Source organism: Marmoricola sp. OAE513, assembly GCF_040546585.1.
Taxonomy (GTDB): domain Bacteria; phylum Actinomycetota; class Actinomycetes; order Propionibacteriales; family Nocardioidaceae; genus Marmoricola.
On the sequence record NZ_JBEPOC010000001.1, the window covers coordinates 3,354,304 to 3,372,614 of the forward strand.

The window sequence follows — 18,311 nt, forward strand, 5'->3', positions numbered from 1 at the left end:
GTACGACGGGGTTACTCGCGCGTTCGCTCGTCTGGACCACTGCCGCCTAGGCCGCCCCAGGTGTCACTTCTGTCACAACACGGTGTCAGATCTCCGACCGGGTAACGGATTCGTCATAAACCTCTGGTTGACTCGTCAAGTCTTCGGCGGCCGCCCGACCGCCGAGGAAACCGAGACGGGAGAGTGCACGTGGATTCACTCGAGGTCCAGCACGTGACGATCCACGGCCACCGCCGTGCCTACGTGAAGGCCGGCCCAGAAGTCGGCACTGCGCCAGCGCTCCTGCTTCTCCACGGCCTCGGCTGCGACCACACGACGTGGGCTCCGGTGATCGCGAAGCTCGCCAAGAAGTACACGGTGATCGCACCCGACCTGCTCGGCCACGGCCAGAGCGCCAAGCCCCGGGCCGACTACTCGGTCGGGGGGTACGCCAACGGCATGCGTGACCTCCTCACCGTGCTCAACATCGACAAGGTCACCGTCGTGGGGCACAGCCTCGGGGGAGGCGTCGCGATGCAGTTCGCCTACCAGTTCCCCGAGCGCACCGAGCGGATGGTGCTGGTCGCCCCCGGCGGACTCGGCCCCGAGGTCACGCCGATGATCCGAGCTGTCGGCCTGCCCGGCTTCAAGGCCGCGATGACCGTGCTGACCCTGCCGGGGATCCGGCACGCGGGCATCGCCGGCATGCGGGCCCTGTCGCGGACCGGGATGACGATCACCCACGACCTCGACGAGGTCGCCGAGATCTACGACTCGTTCAAGGACCCGGGCACGCGCCGGGCGATCTCCCACGTCGTCCGGGCCGTCGTCGATGCCCGCGGCCAGATCGTCACGATGGTCGACCGGGCGTACCTGACCCAGGCGATGCCGATGCTCGTGGTCTGGGGCACCGAGGACAAGGTGATCCCTGCGAAGCACGCCGAGACGGTCACCACGATCGCTCCGGGGGCCCAGGTCGAGGTGCTCGGCAACTCCGGGCACTTCCCGCATAAGGACCACCCGGAGAGGTTCGTGAAGATCCTCAACGACTTCATCCGCTCGACCCAACCCGCGTCGTACCACCGGGGCCGGTGGCGCAGCCTGCTCCGCAACGGCCCGCTGGCGCCGGTCTCCGAGCAGCTGCACCTGGTGCCGCGCGCGGCACCGATCGCCTGAGGTGACGTCGCCGCTGCGCTCGAGCACCCAGGGTGCGGGGCTGATCGTCCTGGTGCACGTCGGCCTGCTCGCCGGCGGCGCCGTGGTGCTCTCCCTCGACCCTCCTCACCAGGGCTGGGGCGTTCTGGCCGTCGTCGTCGCCTACCTCGTCGCGCTGCTCGCGGTCTGCCGCTCCACCGGGCGGTCCGACCTCGCATCCCTGGTCGGCTTCCTGGCGCTGGTCTCGGCGTTCCAGGTGCTTCCCGACTGGGTGCTCGCCGACGTCGTGGGCACGCTGCGCTTCCCCGACCGCGGGGGACCGCGGGTCGACGACGTGATCCCGCTGGCGATGGCGGCGATGTGGGTGGCGCCCTTGTTCGCGGCGGTCGTGCTGACCGGCGCCAGACCGGGCCGCACGGCGTTCCTGGCGGCCGCGATCTTCTTCGGCACCGAGATGCTCGCGCCGACGCTCGGGCTGTGGGAACCGACCGGGGACACGCACCGGATCTGGGGCGTCGCGACCTACGTCGTGCCGGCCGAGGCGGCGCTGGGGTGGGCGACGGCGACTGCGTTCGTCCAGGTGCGGAACAAGGACCTGCTGACGCGGGTCGCGGCGGCGCTCGCCGTGTCGACGTTCTACCTGGGTGCCCTGGTCCTGGCGCACTTCGTCATCGACGTGGCCGGGTGGCGGATCACCGCGTGACTCGGGCGGTCAGACCGAGCGCGGGTCGAACCCGTACGGCAGCTCGAGCCGGTGCGCCTTCATCAGCACGTCGTCGGTGAGCACGTCCCGGGTCTCTCCGTCGGCGACGATCACGCCGTCCGACAGCACCACCGACCGCGGGCACAGCTCGAGGGCGTACGGCAGGTCGTGGGTGACCATCAGGACGGTCACGTCGAGCGAGCGCAGGATGTCGGCGAGCTCGCGCCGCGAGGCGGGGTCGAGGTTCGAGGACGGCTCGTCGAGCACCAGGATCTCGGGCTCCATCGCCAGCACCGTCGCCACGGCGACCCGTCGGCGCTGCCCGAAGGAGAGGTGGTGCGGCGGGCGGTCGACGTACTCGGTCATGCCGACCTGGTCGAGCGCGTGCAGGACCCGCGCCTCCAGCTCGGCGCCGCGCAGGCCGAGGTTCCGGGGCCCGAAGGCGACGTCGTCGCGGACGGTCGCGGAGAACAGCTGGTCGTCGGGGTCCTGGAAGACGATGCCGACACGGCGGCGGATCTCGCGCAGGTTCTTCTTCTCCACCGGCAGGCCCGAGACGGCCACGGTCCCGGCTCCTGCGGTGAGGATCCCGTTCAGGTGCAGGACCAGCGTGGTCTTGCCGGCGCCGTTGGGACCGAGCAGGGCGACGCGCTCGCCGGCGTGCACGTGCAGGTCGACCCCGAAGAGGGCCTGGTGGCCGTCCGGGTAGGCGTGCGCGAGTCCGCGGACGTCGAGGACGGGGACGCTCACGAGCGACCTGCCGGGGCGTTCGGGTCGTGGCCGCGCGACAGCATCGCGAGGTGCACCCGCTCGCCGCGCTCGTAGCTGCGGATGAACAGGGCCGAGGCAGTACTCGCCAGGACACCCCACTGCCGCACCGAGCGCGCCTGGAAACCGCGCGAGTCCAGGCCGATCCGCATCCGGCGCAGCTCGTCGGTGACGACGTCGAGGTACCGGATCATGAAGGACATGATCTGCACCAGCTGGTGCGGCACGCGTAGCCGGGTCAGTCCGTCGAGCAGCCGGTGCGGCTCGGTGGTGGCGGCCAGGGTCAGGCTGGCCAGCACACCGAGCGTGCCCTTCACCAGCAGCGAGATGCCGGCGGTCAGGCCGTGCTCGCTCACGGTGATCCCGAGGACGTCGGTCTCCGGGCCGGTGGCGATGAACGGCAGCAGGACGGCGAAGACGACGAACGGTACCTCGACGAGCAGGCGGGGGAGCAGGTAGCTGAGCGGCACCCGGGAGACCGCGATGACGACCCCGAGGAGCGCGAGGTAGCCCGCGAAGAACGGGTAGGCATCACCGGGCGTCGCGACCACCACGAGCATGAAGACCAGCAGCGCCACCAGCTTGACGTGCGCAGGCAGCTGGTGAACCGGCGAGTGCGCGTGGAAGTGCAATCTGTGTCCGTGCGCGCCGCCCATCCGGGAAGTCTCTCAGGCGGATTCGTCGGTGCCGCGGCGGCGTACCAGCAGGGCCACCCCGCCCGCGATCACCAGCACGAGCACGGTTCCGGTGACCCCGGCGATGGCCCCGGACAGGCGCGGGTTGTCGACGCCCTGGGTCGAGTAGTCGGCCATCGGGCTGTCCTGCGAGGTCTTGTGGTCCTTGGCCGTGTCCAGGAAGCCCTTGTCGCCGGCGACGTACTCCAAGCCGTCGGGGTGGCTGGAGGCGTAGTAGCTGACGAAGCCGGCGAGGACGAACGCGACGAGCAGGCCGGCGATGATCAGCGTCCGGGTGGAGATCCGGTTCCTCGGGACAGTAGTCGTGGTGCTCACGCGGAGACCTCCTCGCTGCTGGTGCGGATCTCGAGCTCGCGGGCGGCCACCACGTCCCTGGCGCCGTGCACCAGGTCGGGCCGGACGGCGACGACGGCACTGACGGCCAGGAAGGTGATCACGGCCTCGCCGATGCCGATCAGGCTGTGCCAGCCGATCATGGCGGCGGCCAGCGAGCCGAGCGGGATGTGCGCCTCGCCGCCGACGGCGTACAGGCCGGTGAAGGCGAGCGCGGCGAGCGGGACCGAGAGCAGCGCTCCGAACGCGGCCGCCGCCGGGACGGACTCCGTGCGCTTCGGGAGCACCTTGCGAGCCAGGGTGAACAGCAGCCATCCGGCGCCGACACCGACCAGACCCATCAGCGTGATGTTGGTGCCGAGCGCGGTGATGCCGCCGTCGGCGAAGAGGAGGCACTGCACCAGTAGCACCGTGCTGGTGCAGAGCACGGCAGTGAACGGCCCGACCAGGACAGCGGCGAGCGCACCGCCGAGGAGGTGACCGCTGGTACCGGCCCCGACCGGGAAGTTGATCATCTGGGTGGCGAACACGAACGCGGCGACCAGTCCGGCGAGCGGAGCCGTGCGGTCGTCGAGCTCGCGGCGTGCGCCCCGCAGGGCGAGGCCGACGCCGACGACGGCGACCGCTCCGGTCGCGACGGACGTGGGGGCGTCGAGGAAGCCGTCAGGTACGTGCACGCGACAAGACTATTGCAAACAACTTGCAACAACGAGGTCGGGTCAGTCTCCGACCGCCTTCTTGCCGCGCTGGACGATCAGCGGGTCCGGTACGCCGACCAGGTCGGGGTCCTTGCCGTCGTACTCGAACTGCGAGAGGAAGTGCCGCATGGCGTTGAGTCGGGCGCGCTTCTTGTCGTTGGACTTGATCGTCGTCCACGGCGCGCCCTTGGTGTCGGTACGCCGGAACATCTCCTCCTTGGCGGCCGTGTAGTCGTCCCACTTGTCGAGGGACTCCAGGTCCATCGAGGAGAGCTTCCACTGCCGGACCGGGTCTATCTGGCGGATGATGAACCGGGTGCGCTGCTCGGACTGGGTGACGGAGAACCAGAACTTGGTCACCGAGATCCCGGACTCGATGAGCATCTTCTCGAAGACCGGGGCCTGGTCCATGAAGGTCTCGTACTGGTCGTCGGTGCAGAAGCCCATCACGCGTTCGACGCCGGCGCGGTTGTACCAGCTGCGGTCGAACAGGGCGAGCTCGCCGGCGGCCGGCAGGTGCTGGACGTAGCGCTGGAAGTACCACTGGCTGCTCTCGCGCTCACTGGGCTTCACCAGGGCGACCGTGCGCGCGTAGCGCGGGTTCAGGTGCTCCATGAACCGCTTGATGGTGCCGCCCTTGCCCGCGGCGTCGCGGCCCTCGAAGAGGATCACGTGGCGCCCACCGGTGCGCTGCTGCCAGGTCTGGAACTTCAGCAGCTCGACCTGGAGGTTGTACTTCTCGAAGTCGTAGACCTCACGGTCCAGCCGCTCGTCGTACGGGTAGTTCTCGCGCCACGTGTCCACGGCGTTGCCCTGCGGGTCGATCAGCAGCGGGTCGTCGTCGTGGTCGTCGTCGATGGTGTGGCCGTCCAGCTGCAGACGGTCGATGTGCGCGCGCAGGTCAGCGATCATGCGCCGGAACGTAGGGGCACGACATGAACCGGCGGTGAACGACCCGAGGGGAGAACTGAGTACGCGTACTGATGTGCGCCGGCGCTGACCGATCGAGGCTGGAGGCATGGAAACCCAGCGAACCTCCGCAGCCGCCCTCGTCTCGCTCTGGACGAGCGTCGCCGCCTTCGTCCTCATGGCTGTCGTCGTGATCAAGGGCGACGACATCATCTTCAACGGCACCAACGTCGACGACATCGGCTCGCTCGACGGTCTGGCCGCGCTGGCCGCGGTCGTGCTCGCCGGCGTCTTCGGCCTCGCGCCGTTGGTCGTTGCTCTGACGCAGTCGGTCCTCGCACGCACGCGCGGCTGGGCGTCGGCGCGGGCAGCCGTGTCGGTCGCGTTCTACACCGCCTGCTGCGGCGCGATCACCGCCGGCTACTGGCTCGTCGGCGCGGAGCAGACCGCGCAGGACCGCCGGGTGGACCCGACGGCGCTGCGGCACGGTGAGCTGATGACAGGATCGTCCGCGCTGATCGGCCTGCTCCCGCTGGCGATCTACCTGATCGCCGTGGGCATCACGCGTCCCCGCCCTCCTGTGCGACCCCAGCCACAGCCGTCGGGTCGTCGATCCGGTAGCGCGTCATCGCCTCGGTGACCGCCTCCGCCTTGACCTCGCCACGCGCGGCGAGGGCCTGCAGTGTCTGCACCACCACCGAGGCAGCGTCGACGTTGAAGAAGCGGCGGGCAGCCGCCCGGGTGTCGGCGAAGCCGAAGCCGTCGGTGCCGAGGACGTGGTACTCGCCGGGGACCCAGCGCGCGATCTGCAGCGGTACGGCGCGCATGTAGTCGGTGACGGCGACGAACGGGCCGGGAGCCCCGTCGAGCTGTCGGGTCACGAAGGGCACCTGGCCGGAACCGTTCGCCGACAGCAGGGCCTCGCGCTCGGTCTCGATCGCCTCGCGGGCCAGCTCGTTCCACGACGTCACCGACCACAGGTCGGCGCTGACGCCCCACTCCTCGGCCAGCATCCGCTGCGCCTCGACGATCCACGGGAAGCCGACGCCGGAGGCGAGCAGCTGAGCCTTCGGGCTGTCGGGACCCAGGTCCGGGCCGGAACCGAACCGGTACATGCCGGCCAGGAGTGCGTCGACGTCCAGGCCCTCGGGCTCGACGGGCTGGGTGATCGGCTCGTTGTAGACGGTGACGTAGAAGATGACGTCCTCACCGAGCGGATGATCGGGGGTGACGGTGTACATCCGCTTCAGGCCCGACTGCATGATGTGCGCGACCTCGTGGGCGTGCGCGGGGTCGTAGTGCACGACCGCTGGGTTGGTCGCCGCCAGCAGCGGGGAGTGCCCGTCGGCGTGTTGCAGGCCCTCGCCGGTCAGCGTCGTCCGGCCCGCGGTGGCACCGATCAGGAAGCCCCGGGCGAGCTGGTCGGCCATCGCCCAGATCGAGTCGCCGGTCCGCTGGAACCCGAACATCGAGTAGAAGATGTAGAACGGGATCATCGCCTCACCGTGCGTCGAGTACGCCGACCCGGCCGCTGTCGCGGATGCCACGGCGCCGGCCTCGGAGATGCTCTCGTGCAGCATCTGACCGTCGGCCGACTCGCGCCACTTGAGCAGCTGCTTGCGATCGACGCTCTCGTACTGCTGACCGTTCGGGTTGTAGATCTTCGCGGTCGGGAACATCGCGTCCATGCCGAACGTGCGGTACTCGTCCGGTGCGATCGGCACGATCCGCTTCCCGATCTCCGGGTCCTTCATCCAGTCCTTGAGCAGCCGGACGACGGCCATCGTGGTGGCGATCTTGTTCGCGCCCGAGCCCTGCTTCAGCTCGGCGTACATCTCGTCGCCGGGGACCTTGAGCGGCTTGGACCGGATCACCCGCCTGGGCAGCGAGCCGCCGAGCTGACGACGCCGCTCGAGCATGTACTCGATCTCGGGGGACTTCTCGCCGGGGTGGAAGAACGGTGCCGTGTGGTCCGCCTCGTACGCCTCGGTGATGTCCTTGTCGCTCATCGGCAGGTAGAGCCGGTCGCGGAACTTGAGCAGGTCCGCGAGCTTGAGCTTCTTCATCTGGTGGGTGGCGTTCTTGCCCTCGAGGGCGTCGATCGTCCAGCCCTTGATGGTGTGCGCCAGGATCACCGTCGGCTGGCCGACGTGCTTGGTCGCGGAGTGGAAGGCCGAGTAGACCTTGCGGTAGTCGTGGCCACCGCGCGGCAGCTTCTCGATCTGCCGGTCGCTCATGTGCTCGACCATCGCGCGCAGACGCGGGTCGGGCCCGAAGAAGAACTCGCGGTTGTAGGCGCCGTCCTCGACCGAGAAGGTCTGGAACGCGCCGTCAGGGGTGGTGTTCATCTTGTTGACCAGCACACCGTCGACGTCGCGGGCCAGGAGCGCGTCCCAGTCGCGGCCCCAGATCACCTTGATGACGTTCCAGCCCGCGCCACGGAAGTTCGCCTCGAGCTCCTGGATGATCTTGCCGTTGCCGGTCACCGGGCCGTCGAGCTGCTGCAGGTTGCAGTTGACCACCCAGGTCAGGTTGTCGAGCTCCTCGCGGGCGGCGATCCGGATGGCGCCGAGCGACTCCGGCTCGGACATCTCGCCGTCGCCGAGGAACGCCCAGACGCGCTGGTCGGAGGTGTCCTTGATGCCGCGGTTGGACAGGTACCGGTTGAACCGGGCCTGGTAGATCGAGTTGATGCCGGTCAGGCCCATCGAGACCGTCGGGAACTCCCAGAACTCCGGCATCAGCCGCGGGTGCGGGTACGACGACAGGCCGGCGCCGACGCCGTGCTGCACCTCCTGGCGGAAGTTGAGCAGCTGCTGCTCGTTCAGCCTGCCCTCGAGGAAGGCGCGGGCGTAGATGCCGGGGGAGGCGTGACCCTGGACGAAGATCTGGTCGCCGCCGCCGGGGGCGTCCTTGCCGCGGAAGAAGTGGTTGAAGCCGATCTCGTAGAGGCTCGCGCTCGACTGGTAGGTCGCGATGTGCCCGCCGACCTCGAGGCCGGGGCGGTTCGCGTCGGACACCATCACGGCCGCGTTCCAGCGGATGAAGGCCCGGATCCGGCGCTCGATGTCCTCGTCGCCGGGGAACCACGGCTCGCGCTCGGGCGGGATCGTGTTGATGTAGTCGGTGCTGCGCAGGGCCGGGACGCCGACCTGCTTCTGACGGGCGCGCTCGAGCAGGCGGAGCATCACGTAGCGCGCGCGCTCCCGGCCGCGGTCGTCGATGAGCTGGTCGAACGACGCGATCCAGTCCTCGGTCTCATCGGGGTCGATGTCCGGGAGCTGGGTCGGCAGGCCCTCGTGGATGACGGGGGGCGCGGCCGGCGCGGGGCGTTCTTCGGAGGTGGTGTTCTCGTCAGTCACCCTTGCATCTTGGCACGCGCGAACGAGCGAAGAAATCTACTCGTCGGTACGTGCTGCGGCCCTGATCGGCGGCCCTGAACCGGCATGATCGCCCGGTGAGCAGAAAGCGTCGGAAGCCCGCGGTGGTCGAACGTCCGCCGGCCGGCGCCTGGGACTACCTGGTCTGGCGCTGGAGGGACTGGTTCGGTGGTGCGCCGTGGTGGCTGCTACTCGTCTTCGCGCTCACGATCGTGCTGTTCGTGGTCGAGAAGGCGCACGGGCGTCTGGGTCTGAAGGGCACCCTCGGTGTGCTCGCCGTGCTCGCCGTCTGGTCGTTCTACCGACCCGGCGTCCAGGCTCTCGGGAAGCACGTGCTCACCCGCGTGAAGGGCCGGTTCAGGCGTCCCTGAGCCGTCCGCTGGGCGGACCCGGGAGGCAACGGGCTTGCGGATTGATGCGTGTCTCCGATGAACTTGGGCCAAACTTAGGCACCATCCTCGGTACGAGGACCCGATCAGTACTGAAAGTGAGGCATCGACGTGAGCCCGTCCGCAGGGGACGCCAACCAGGTAGGGGACCGGTTGGGCATCAAGCCCGGCATGGTCGTTCAGGAGCTGGGTTGGGACGAGGACGTCGATGACACGGTCCGGGTCGCGATCGAGGACACCATCGACTCCGACCTGGTCGACGGCGACTACGGCGACGTGGTCGACGCGGTCCTGCTGTGGTGGCGCGACGGCGACGGCGACCTGGTCGACGCGCTGGTCGACGCCAAGACCGACCTCGTCGGTGGCGGTTCCATCTGGCTGCTCTCGCCCAAGGTGGGACGCGCCTCGGCCGTGGACGCCTCCGACGTCGCCGAGGCCGCGCCGATCGCCGGTCTGGCCACCACCAACTCGGTGCCGGTGAGCGCCGACTGGTCCGCGACCAAGCTGGTCACGCCGAAGTCGTTCTGACGTCCCCGGCCGCCGCGCCGCGCAGTACGGTGTCGGCATGACCGGATCACTCGCCGACAGGGTTGTCGGGCAGGTCGTCGCGCAGGCGAAGAACAAGGCGATCGCCGCCCGGGTCCTCACCCAGGCGGGTGTCATCCGCCCGTTCGGTCCGGTCACCCTCGCCAACCTCGGTCTGACCCTGCACCACTGGGGGATGGGTCTGGCCGGCGGGTTCCAGGCGGTCGCCATCCGGTTCCCCGACCGCGAGGGCCTGGTCGACGAGCTCGGCTCGCTGACCTTCCGCGAGATCGACGAACGCAGCAACGCCTTCGCGGACGCGCTCGCGAAGCGCGGCATCGGCCCCGGCGACGGGGTCGCGCTGCTGGTGCGCAACCACCGGGGCTTCCTCGACTCGGCGCTCGGGATCTCCAAGCTGGGTGCGCACGTGCTGCTGCTCAACACCGCCTTCGCCGCGCCCCAGCTCGGCGAGGTCTGCGGCCGGGAGAACGCCACGCTGCTGATCCACGACCAGGAGTTCGACGCCCTGGTCGACGAGGCCGGCGTCGACGTACCGCGGGTGCTCGCCTGGACCGACGAGGACGACCGTGGTCGGGACACCGTCGAGGCGCTGGTCGCCGAGGGTTCGCCCCGGAGCCGCAAAGCGCCGCCGACCGAGGGCAAGATGGTGATCCTGACCTCGGGCACCACCGGGACACCGAAGGGTGCTCCGCGCGGAGGCGGCAACTTCGACGCTGCGGTGGCGCTGCTCGAGCGCATCCCGCTGCGCTCCGGCTGGCGCACGCACGTCGCCGCGCCGCTGTTCCACACCTGGGGCTTCGCGCACCTGAGCCTCTCGATGCTGCTCGGTGGCACGGTCGTGCTGACGCGGAAGTTCGAGCCGGAGTCCGCGTTGCAGGTGCTCACGAAGCACCGGTGCGACTCGTTCGTGGTCATCCCGGTGATGCTCCAGCGGATCCTCCGACTGCCGCAGGAGACCCTCGACTCCTACGACCTGTCCCGCGTCAAGGTCGTCGCCGCGTCCGGTTCGGCGATGCCGGGCAACCTGGCCATCGAGTGGATGGACCAGTTCGGCGACACCCTGTACAACACCTACGGCTCCACCGAGGTCGCCTGGGCCAGCGTCGCCCAGCCGCGCGACATGCGGGCCGCCCCCGGAACCGCGGGCAAGCCCCCGGTCAACACCGTGGTGCGCCTGTACGACGAGCACGGCGCCGAGGTCCCGACCGGGTCGACGGGTCGGATCTTCGTCGGCAACTCGATGCTCTTCGAGGGCTACACCGGCGGCGGGCACAAGGAGAGCATCGACGGCCTGATGAGCTCCGGGGACGTCGGGCGCTTCGACGAGGAGGGGCGGCTGTTCGTCGAGGGACGTGATGACGAGATGATCGTCTCCGGGGGAGAGAACGTCTTCCCCCAGGAGGTCGAGGACTGCATCGCCCGTCACGAGTCCGTGGCGGAGGTCGCAGCGATCGGCGTCGAGGACGACGAGTTCGGCAAGCGCCTGCGCGCGTTCGTCGTGGTGGTCCCCGGTGGCGACGTCGCCGAGGACGAGCTGCGCGAGCACGTGAAGGCGAACCTGGCCCGCTACAAGGTGCCGCGCGACTTCGTCTTCCTCGACGAGCTTCCTCGCAACGCCACCGGCAAGATCCTCAAGCGCGGGCTCACCGACTACGACGGGTAAGACTGACCAGATGCCACTCCAGGTGGGGGACCCCGCCCCCGACTTCGTCCTGCGCGACCAGCACGGCGCGGACTTCCGACTCTCGGCGTACGCCGGCAAGAAGGCCGTCCTGCTGGTCTTCTACCCGTTCGCGTTCAGCGGCGTGTGCACCGGCGAGCTGAACGGGTTCCGGGACCGGCTCGGCGAGTTCGAGACCGCGACGACGACGGTCGCGGCCATCTCGTGCGACCCGATCTACAGCCAGCGCGCCTTCGCGGATCGCGACGGGATCTTCTTCCCGTTGCTCTCGGACTACTGGCCGCACGGCGAGGTCGCCTCGGCGTACGGGGTCCTCGACCAGGAGCAGGGCTGTCCGGAACGCTCGTCGTTCGTGGTCGACAAGGACGGCCGGATCGCCTGGGCGGTGCACAACGAAATGGGCGAAGCGCGCGATCTGGACATGCAGGCGATCCAGTTGGCAGCCTCGGCCTAGTCACTTTTGACTATTTGGACGCGTAGTTGGGTTTTCCTCTTGCATCTGACAGCAGGTCTGTAAAGATTGCCTCGTTGCGACCGCTGATGACCCGAGACGTCAGCGGTCGCAGCCTTTTTGCTCCCCTTGCAGTGCACGCCCTAGGCTTTCGGGCTGCGGGTGCATAGCTCAGCGGTAGAGCGCTTCCCTTACAAGGAAGATGTCGGGGGTTCGATCCCCTCTGCACCCACCGGTAGTTCTTGGGATCGTGCTGTCCCGCCCTGTAGGTTCCGCGCATGGCGAAGGGCAAGGATTCCGCGAAGGCTGCCGCACGCAAGGCTGCGAGGGAAGCCGCCCAGGCCGAGGCCGAGGCCTTCAAGAGGGCCGAACGCCGGCGCGAGAAGATCCGCGCCTGGATCTACCTCGCGCTGATCGCCGCCGTCGTCCTCGGACTCGCCTACGTCGCCTTCCTGCGGCCCTACCTGGACGACCGCGCGAAGGAGAACCGGATCAAGAACCTCGCGCTCGGCAGCATCGGGACCTCTCCCTCGGCCGCCGGGTGCCGCCCCGAGGAGAAGGTCGACATCTCGATCCCGAAGAGCGGGTGGCACGTCGACCCCGGGACGACGCTGTCCTACGAGGACGCACCGCCGTCGTACGGGAAGCACTGGAGCGAGTTCCTGCCCACGGGCCGCTACCGCACGATCTTCACCGAGAAGGACCGGCCGCCGAAGGAGCAGCTGGTGCACAGCCTGGAGCACGGTCACACGGTGCTCTGGTACGACGAGACGCTCGCTGCCGACGAGACCGCCTTCGCCGTGCTCCAGGACATCGCGGACAAGCTGATCACCGAGGACAACCTCGTCATCGCCCCGTGGACCACCTCCGGCGACAAGCCCGACGGAGGGGCCTTCCCCGACGGAGCCCACCTGGCCCTGACCCACTGGGCCGGCAGCGGGGACGACGAGACCGGGGTGACGCAGTACTGCGACGGCGTCAGCGGAGCCGCGGTCAAGGCGTTCATGATCGAGTACCCGAAGAGCGACTCGCCCGAGCCCGACGCCCCCTGACGCACGGGCTAGATTGGCCTCACCCGATGTGTGACGGAGGCCACTCCCGTGATCGTTCCCTTCAGCGCCGCTGACTTCCTCGACCGCGCTCTGGCGGTCTACCGCGAGCGGATCGGGGTCCACGACGAGCCGGACCAGCCGGCCCCGTCGCTCGGCGACCTGACCTACGCCGACCTCGGCGAGCGGGCGAAGGCGATGGCGGCGAAGCACGACGCGCTGGGCCTCGAGGTCGGTGACCGGATCGCGTTCGTCTCCCACAACAGCGCGCGGTTGCTCTCCGCGTTCTTCGGGGTCTGCGGCTACGGCCGCGTGCTGGTGCCGGTGAACTTCCGGCTCTCGGCCGAGGAGATCAGCTACATCGTGGAGCACTCCGGAGCCCGCGTGCTCTACGTGGACCCCGAGCTCAAGGACGCCCTCGCCGGAGTCACGGCGGAGCACACCTTCGTGCTTGGCGAGGACGACGACCTCTACCTGCCCGGCGTCGAGCCCAGGGCCTGGGAGCACGAGGAGAACGCCACCGCGACGATCAACTACACCTCGGGTACGACGGCGCGCCCCAAGGGCGTGCAGATCACCCACCGCAACATCTGGACCAACGCGGTGACCTTCGCGCTCCACGCCGGCGTCACCGACCGCGACGTCTACCTGCACACGCTGCCGCAGTTCCACGCGAACGGCTGGGGGATGCCGTTCGCGATGACCGGGCTCGGCGTCCCGCACGTGATCCTGCGCAAGGTCGACGGTGCCGAGATCCTGCGTCGCGTCGAGAAGCACGGCGTCACCGTGATGTGCGCCGCTCCGGCCGTCGTCGCTGCGGTGCTGGAGGCCGCTGCGTCGTGGGAGGGCGAGATCCCCGGGCGCGACCGCGTGCGCATCATCGTCGCCGGCGCACCCCCTCCCACCAAGACGGTGGCCCGGGTCGAGGCCGAGCTCGGCTGGGAGTTCATGCAGATCTACGGGCTGACCGAGACCTCGCCGGTGCTGACGGTGAACCGCACCCGTGCCGAGTGGGACCACCTCGCGCCCGAGGACCGTGCCTCCAAGCTGGTGCGCGCCGGCAACCCCGCGCTCGGCGTCACGCTCAAGATCGACGACGAGGGCGAGGTGCTCGCCCGCTCCAACGTCGTCCTCGAGGGCTACTGGGAGCAACCGGAGGAGACCGCCGCGGCGCTGGAGGGCGGCTGGTTCCACACCGGCGACGGGGGCGTCATCGACGAGGAGGGTTACCTCTCGATCAGCGACCGCAAGAAGGACGTGATCATCACGGGCGGGGAGAACGTGTCCTCGATCGAGGTGGAGGACGCGATCTTCAGCCACCCCGACGTCGCCGAGGTCGCGGTCATCGGCGTCCCGGACGAGAAGTGGGGCGAGACCATCAAGGCGCTGGTGGTCAAGGCCGAGGGGTCATCGCTGACCGAGCAGGAGCTGATCGACTACGTGAAGTCGAAGGTGGCCCGCTACAAGGCTCCGTCCTCGATCGAGTTCCGCGACGTGCTCGCCCGGACCGCGACGGGCAAGCTGCAGAAGTTCAAGCTGCGGGCGCCGTACTGGGAAGGGCGCGACCGGCAGGTCAACTAGTGCTGACCTACCTCCTCGTGCCGAGCCCGCTGCTCGGCCCCGCGACCTGGGACCCGGTCGCCGCCGCGCTGCGTTCCGCCGGCGCACGTGCCGAGGTCGCGCGCGTGGACGACGTGCTGGCGGCGGCGGACGGGCTCACCGACGTCGTCCTGGTCCCGCACAGCAACGCGGGCCTGCGTGCCTCCTGGTGGGCCTCGCTGATCCCCGCAGCCGCGACCGTGTACGTCGACGCTGCCCTGCCGCCCGAGGACGTCGAGGAGGTGCCGCTCGCGTCGAGCGAGTTCCGGGGGTTCCTGGCCGGGCTCGCCGGCCCGGACGGCGTCCTCCCGCCGTGGAGCGAGTGGTGGGACGACGTCGAAGGGCTCTTCCCGCACGCCGCCGCACGTGCCGCCGTCGAGGAGCAGCAGCCGCGGTTGAGCCTCGCCTGGTTCGACGAACGGGTCCCCGTCGCACCCGGCTGGGCAGGGCGCGACTGCGCCTACCTCGCGTTCGGCGACACCTATGCCGAGGAACGCGCGTTCGCCTCGTCCCAGGGGTGGCCGACGACGACGATCCCCGGTCAGCACCTCCACCAGCTGCACGCGCCGACGCAGGTCGCCGAGGCGATCCAGGGTCTCGTCGCCGCCCTCGCGTCAGGACGGCCACTTCGGGGTACAGGTGACGCATGAGCCAACCACCGAGCGAGCCCCCGAGTGAGGAGGACGTCGCGAGCAGGGCACAGCTGCTCCCCGAGGAGCAGGCCGCCGGCAGCGACGATCCGCAGGCCCAGGCCGAGGCCATCCTGGAGGAGTCCGAGGAGCGCACCCAGGATCCGGAGGGCACCCGGGCGGACAGCACGCAGACGCCGGGGGAATGACGTCCTGCCGCTAGCCTTCCCCCATGCGCCTCGCTGACGTCGTCGCCCTCGTCGAGGGTTGGTACCCGCCGCACCGTGCCGAGGAGTGGGACTCCGTCGGCCTGGTGTGCGGCGACCCGGACGCCGAGGTGCGCTCCATCCTGCTCGCCGTCGACCCGGTCCAGGCGGTCGCCGACGAGGCGGTGGCGGGCGCCGCCGACCTGGTGATCGTGCACCACCCGCTCTACCTGCGCGGGACCACGACGGTCGCCGCGAGCACCTCCAAGGGCAGGGTCGTGCACGACCTGATCCGCTCGGGATGCGCTCTGCTCACCGCGCACACCAATGCGGACTCACCCGCGGGCGGGGTGAGCGAGGCGATCGCGACCGCGCTGGGACTCAGCGAGATCCGGCCGCTGGACCCGGACCCGCACGAGCCCCGGGACAAGATCGTCACCTTCGTCCCGCTGTCCCACGCCGACCAGGTGCGCACGGCGCTCGCCGAGGCGGGGGCAGGCTCGATCGGCGACTACGACTCCGCCAGCTTCGTCAGCCCGGGTCAGGGCCGGTTCCGGCCGTTGGCGGGCGCCAACCCGACGATCGGGACCGTCGGGGACCTCGAGGTGGTCGAGGAGGAGCGCATCGAGGTCGTCGCCGACCGCAGCATCCGGTCCCGGGTGCTCGCCGCGCTGATCCGCACGCACCCCTACGAGGAGCCGGCGTACGACGTCCTCGAGCTGGCCGACCTCCCGGACCCGACGCGCGGTTCGGGACGGATCGGGGTGCTGCCCGACGAGGTCACCCTGCGTGAGTTCGCCGACCACGCCGCGTCGGTGTTCCCGCAGACCGCAGGGGGTCTGCGGGTCGCCGGGGACCCGGAGCGGCCCGTCACGCGGGTCGCGTTGTGCGGTGGCGCCGGCGACTTCCTGCTCGGAGCAGCTCGTCGCGCCGGGGCCGACGTCTACGTCACCTCCGACCTGCGTCACCACCCGGCCTCGGAATCGGTCGAGGACGGCGGGCCTGCGCTCATCGACGTCGCGCACTGGGCAGCCGAGTCCCTGTGGCTGCCTGTGCTCCGGGATCGTCTGGTCGACGCGCTGGGCGCTCGGCCAAACGATACGGTGGGGGTGAGCGTGCACATCAGCACCACCACCACAGACCCCTGGACCTTCCGGGTCTGACCTGCCGAGGAGCGTTCCGCTGAAAGCCGATCCGTCCGTCCAACTGAAGCTGCTCGACGTCCAGGAGCTCGACTCCCGTCTCGACGCGCTGCGGCACCAGCTCGCCACCATCCCGGAGGCAGTCGCGCTGGCAGAGCTCAAGCGGGGACGCTCCGACGTCGACGACGCTGCCCGGGACGCCCGGATCGAGGTCGCCGACCTCACCGAGGAGCAGAAGCGTGCCGACGCCGACGTCGAGCAGGTCAAGGCCCGTCGGGTCCGCGACCAGGGCATGGTCGACTCCGGCTCGATCAGCGACCCCAAGGCCCTCCAGCGGATGCTCGGTGAGCTGGAGTCGCTGCAGCGGCGCATCTCCGACCTCGAGGACGTCGAGCTCGAGGTGATGGAGAAGCTCGAGGCGGCCCAGGCCGAGCTCGACGACCGCACCGCCGCCCTGGCGAAGATCGACAGCGAGGCCGAGGCCCTCGAGGCCACCCGCGCCGAGAAGGCCGCCGCCCTCGAGCAGCAGCTGGCCGGAGTCGCGGAGGACCGGGCCGCCGCCGTGGTCGGCCTGCCCGAGGACCTGCTCGGGCTCTACGAGAAGCTGCGCGCCTCCAAGGGCGGTGTCGGTGCTGCCGCGCTGCGCCGCAAGGAGTGCGAGGGTTGCCGGATCACCATCAACGCCGCCGACCTGGCCGTCATCGCCGGGAAACCGGCCGACGAGGTCGTCCGCTGCGAGGAGTGCGACCGGATCCTCGTGCGCACCAGCGAGTCCGGCATTTGAGCCAGCCGTCCCGCGTCCTGGTCGAGGCGGACGGCGGCTCCCGGGGCAACCCGGGCCCGTCCGCCTTCGGGGCCGTCCTCAAGGACGCCGTCACCGGCGAGGTGATCGCCGAGTCCGGCGAGACGATCGGGACGGCGACGAACAACGTCGCCGAGTACCGCGGCCTGATCGCCGGCCTCGAACTCGCCGCGGAGTTCGCGCCCGGCGCCTCGGTCGAGGTGCGGATGGACTCCAAGCTCGTCGTCGAGCAGATGGCGGGGAACTGGAAGGTCAAGCACGCCTCGATGAAGCCGCTCTTCGAGCAGGCCTCCAGGCTCGCGCCGGCGGGGACGGTGTTCACCTGGGTCCCGCGCGAGCAGAACGGTCACGCCGACCGGCTCGCCAACGAGGCGCTCGACGGGAACCCGACCTTCTACGGCTCGACGGCCACCCCCAGCACGACCGACGACGCCCAGCCGGCCTCGATGTCCTCCCGCGGGTGGTCCGCACCGACCGACCCGCCGACCACGGTGATCCTCGTGCGGCACGGGGTCACCGACCACACCACGAAGAAGCTGTTCTCGGGCGGGCTGACGGGGTCGAACCCCGGTCTGAACGACGAGGGCCGCGACCAGGTGCGCGCGACCGGTGAGTGGCTGGCGCCGCTGGCCGCGTCCGTCGACGCCCTCATCGCGAGTCCCGTGCGCCGCACGCAGGAATCGGCCGCGATCCTCGGGGAGATCCTGGGTCACGAGGCGCGGATCGAGGAGGGCATCGCGGAGATGGACTTCGGCTCGTGGGACGGGATGTCCTTCGTCGAGATCCAGGAGAAGTACCCCGACGACCTGGACGCCTGGCTCGGCAACCTCGACCTCGCCCCGTCCGGGGGCGAGTCGTTCCGCACCGTGCAGGCCCGGGTGCTCGAGGGCCGCGACCGGATCATCGCCGCGCACACCGGCCAGACCGTGGTCGCGGTCAGCCACGTCACCCCGATCAAGACCCTGGTCGCCGACGCGCTCGGTGCGCCGTTGGAGGCGCTGTACCGGATGGAGCTGTCGCCGGCATCGGTCACCGTGATCTCGTACTACCGCGGCGGGTACGGGGGAGACGAGCTCCTCTCCAGCCTCCGCCTGTTCAATGCGCGCCCGACCGAGGCCCCTTTCCTGGCTTGACCTCTCCCGTGCCCGTCATCTTTCGGGCCGGCGTACGTCCTGGGGAGGACGACAGGGGAGGCGA

General features: G+C 69.9%; 20 protein-coding genes and 1 tRNA gene. 15 read left to right on the plus strand and 6 right to left on the minus strand.

The window, feature by feature from the left end; all coding sequences use genetic code 11:
- Positions 1 to 189 precede the first annotated feature (189 nt).
- The gene (locus ABIE44_RS16750; protein ID WP_354438209.1) at positions 190 to 1,155 is read left to right on the plus strand and encodes an alpha/beta fold hydrolase; all 966 of its coding nucleotides are present in this window, start codon (positions 190 to 192) and stop codon (positions 1,153 to 1,155) included.
- Position 1,156: 1 nt separating this feature from the next.
- Positions 1,157 to 1,837, plus strand: a complete 681-nt coding sequence (locus ABIE44_RS16755; protein WP_209714886.1) for a DUF6989 domain-containing protein — start codon at positions 1,157 to 1,159, stop codon at positions 1,835 to 1,837.
- Between the two features lie 9 nt (positions 1,838 to 1,846).
- On the opposite strand, the gene ABIE44_RS16760 is transcribed toward ABIE44_RS16755, so the two are convergent.
- The 5 genes from ABIE44_RS16760 to ppk2 are packed head-to-tail and all read right to left on the minus strand — an operon-like array spanning position 1,847 to position 5,243.
- The gene (locus tag ABIE44_RS16760; protein ID WP_209714883.1) at positions 1,847 to 2,587 is read right to left on the minus strand and encodes an energy-coupling factor ABC transporter ATP-binding protein; all 741 of its coding nucleotides are present in this window, start codon (positions 2,585 to 2,587) and stop codon (positions 1,847 to 1,849) included.
- Positions 2,584 to 3,261 (minus strand): cobalt ECF transporter T component CbiQ, encoded by a 678-nt coding sequence (cbiQ, locus tag ABIE44_RS16765; protein WP_209714880.1) that lies wholly within the window; start codon positions 3,259 to 3,261, stop codon positions 2,584 to 2,586. The genes ABIE44_RS16760 and cbiQ overlap by 4 nt, the downstream gene beginning before the upstream one ends.
- 12 nt (positions 3,262 to 3,273) lie before the next feature.
- Positions 3,274 to 3,615: a PDGLE domain-containing protein gene (locus ABIE44_RS16770; RefSeq protein ID WP_354438210.1), complete on the minus strand. Its 342-nt coding sequence runs from the start codon at positions 3,613 to 3,615 to the stop codon at positions 3,274 to 3,276.
- Entirely contained in the window at positions 3,612 to 4,310 is a 699-nt protein-coding gene (locus tag ABIE44_RS16775) for an energy-coupling factor ABC transporter permease (RefSeq protein ID WP_209714877.1), read from the minus strand. Before ABIE44_RS16775 ends, ABIE44_RS16770 begins: the two co-directional genes overlap by 4 nt.
- A gap of 42 nt (positions 4,311 to 4,352) precedes the next feature.
- Positions 4,353 to 5,243 (minus strand): polyphosphate kinase 2, encoded by an 891-nt coding sequence (gene ppk2, locus ABIE44_RS16780; protein ID WP_209714874.1) that lies wholly within the window; start codon positions 5,241 to 5,243, stop codon positions 4,353 to 4,355.
- Between the two features lie 106 nt (positions 5,244 to 5,349).
- Here ppk2 and ABIE44_RS16785 point away from each other — a divergent pair, with 106 nt between their 5' ends.
- Positions 5,350 to 5,880 (plus strand): hypothetical protein, encoded by a 531-nt coding sequence (locus ABIE44_RS16785; protein ID WP_209714871.1) that lies wholly within the window; start codon positions 5,350 to 5,352, stop codon positions 5,878 to 5,880.
- Here ABIE44_RS16785 and aceE read toward each other — a convergent pair.
- Positions 5,801 to 8,602 (minus strand): pyruvate dehydrogenase (acetyl-transferring), homodimeric type, encoded by a 2,802-nt coding sequence (gene aceE / locus ABIE44_RS16790; protein ID WP_209714868.1) that lies wholly within the window; start codon positions 8,600 to 8,602, stop codon positions 5,801 to 5,803. The two genes, ABIE44_RS16785 and aceE, sit on opposite strands and share 80 nt — an antisense overlap.
- A gap of 95 nt (positions 8,603 to 8,697) precedes the next feature.
- Here aceE and ABIE44_RS16795 point away from each other — a divergent pair, with 95 nt between their 5' ends.
- The 12 genes from ABIE44_RS16795 (at position 8,698) to ABIE44_RS16850 (ending at position 18,247) form a co-directional block, all read left to right on the plus strand.
- Positions 8,698 to 8,991, plus strand: a complete 294-nt coding sequence (locus ABIE44_RS16795) for a hypothetical protein (RefSeq protein ID WP_209714865.1) — start codon at positions 8,698 to 8,700, stop codon at positions 8,989 to 8,991.
- 129 nt (positions 8,992 to 9,120) lie between these two features.
- Positions 9,121 to 9,537: a DUF3052 domain-containing protein gene (locus ABIE44_RS16800; RefSeq protein ID WP_209714862.1), complete on the plus strand. Its 417-nt coding sequence runs from the start codon at positions 9,121 to 9,123 to the stop codon at positions 9,535 to 9,537.
- 37 nt (positions 9,538 to 9,574) lie between these two features.
- Positions 9,575 to 11,218 (plus strand): AMP-binding protein, encoded by a 1,644-nt coding sequence (locus tag ABIE44_RS16805; RefSeq protein WP_209714860.1) that lies wholly within the window; start codon positions 9,575 to 9,577, stop codon positions 11,216 to 11,218.
- A 10-nt stretch (positions 11,219 to 11,228) separates the two neighbouring features.
- Positions 11,229 to 11,690: a peroxiredoxin gene (locus ABIE44_RS16810; protein ID WP_209714856.1), complete on the plus strand. Its 462-nt coding sequence runs from the start codon at positions 11,229 to 11,231 to the stop codon at positions 11,688 to 11,690.
- Positions 11,691 to 11,847: 157 nt separating this feature from the next.
- Positions 11,848 to 11,919, plus strand: a tRNA-Val gene (locus ABIE44_RS16815).
- Positions 11,920 to 11,965: 46 nt separating this feature from the next.
- Entirely contained in the window at positions 11,966 to 12,739 is a 774-nt protein-coding gene (locus tag ABIE44_RS16820) for a DUF3105 domain-containing protein (RefSeq protein WP_209714853.1), read from the plus strand.
- Between the two features lie 48 nt (positions 12,740 to 12,787).
- Positions 12,788 to 14,317 carry an AMP-binding protein gene (locus tag ABIE44_RS16825; RefSeq protein ID WP_209714849.1) on the plus strand — a complete coding sequence of 510 codons (1,530 nt, stop codon included), beginning with the start codon at positions 12,788 to 12,790 and terminating at the stop codon, positions 14,315 to 14,317.
- Positions 14,317 to 14,985 carry a hypothetical protein gene (locus ABIE44_RS16830; RefSeq protein WP_209714846.1) on the plus strand — a complete coding sequence of 223 codons (669 nt, stop codon included), beginning with the start codon at positions 14,317 to 14,319 and terminating at the stop codon, positions 14,983 to 14,985. The genes ABIE44_RS16825 and ABIE44_RS16830 overlap by 1 nt, the downstream gene beginning before the upstream one ends.
- Positions 14,982 to 15,173 carry a hypothetical protein gene (locus ABIE44_RS16835; RefSeq protein ID WP_209714843.1) on the plus strand — a complete coding sequence of 64 codons (192 nt, stop codon included), beginning with the start codon at positions 14,982 to 14,984 and terminating at the stop codon, positions 15,171 to 15,173. Before ABIE44_RS16830 ends, ABIE44_RS16835 begins: the two co-directional genes overlap by 4 nt.
- A gap of 23 nt (positions 15,174 to 15,196) precedes the next feature.
- Complete coding sequence (locus tag ABIE44_RS16840) at positions 15,197 to 16,333, plus strand: Nif3-like dinuclear metal center hexameric protein (RefSeq protein ID WP_209714840.1); 1,137 nt, start codon at positions 15,197 to 15,199, stop codon at positions 16,331 to 16,333.
- A gap of 49 nt (positions 16,334 to 16,382) precedes the next feature.
- Positions 16,383 to 17,096, plus strand: coding sequence for a CT398-like coiled coil hairpin domain-containing protein (locus ABIE44_RS16845; protein WP_209723119.1), 714 nt, complete (start codon positions 16,383 to 16,385; stop codon positions 17,094 to 17,096).
- Positions 17,093 to 18,247: a bifunctional RNase H/acid phosphatase gene (locus tag ABIE44_RS16850; protein ID WP_209714837.1), complete on the plus strand. Its 1,155-nt coding sequence runs from the start codon at positions 17,093 to 17,095 to the stop codon at positions 18,245 to 18,247. The genes ABIE44_RS16845 and ABIE44_RS16850 overlap by 4 nt, the downstream gene beginning before the upstream one ends.
- Positions 18,248 to 18,311 lie beyond the last annotated feature (64 nt).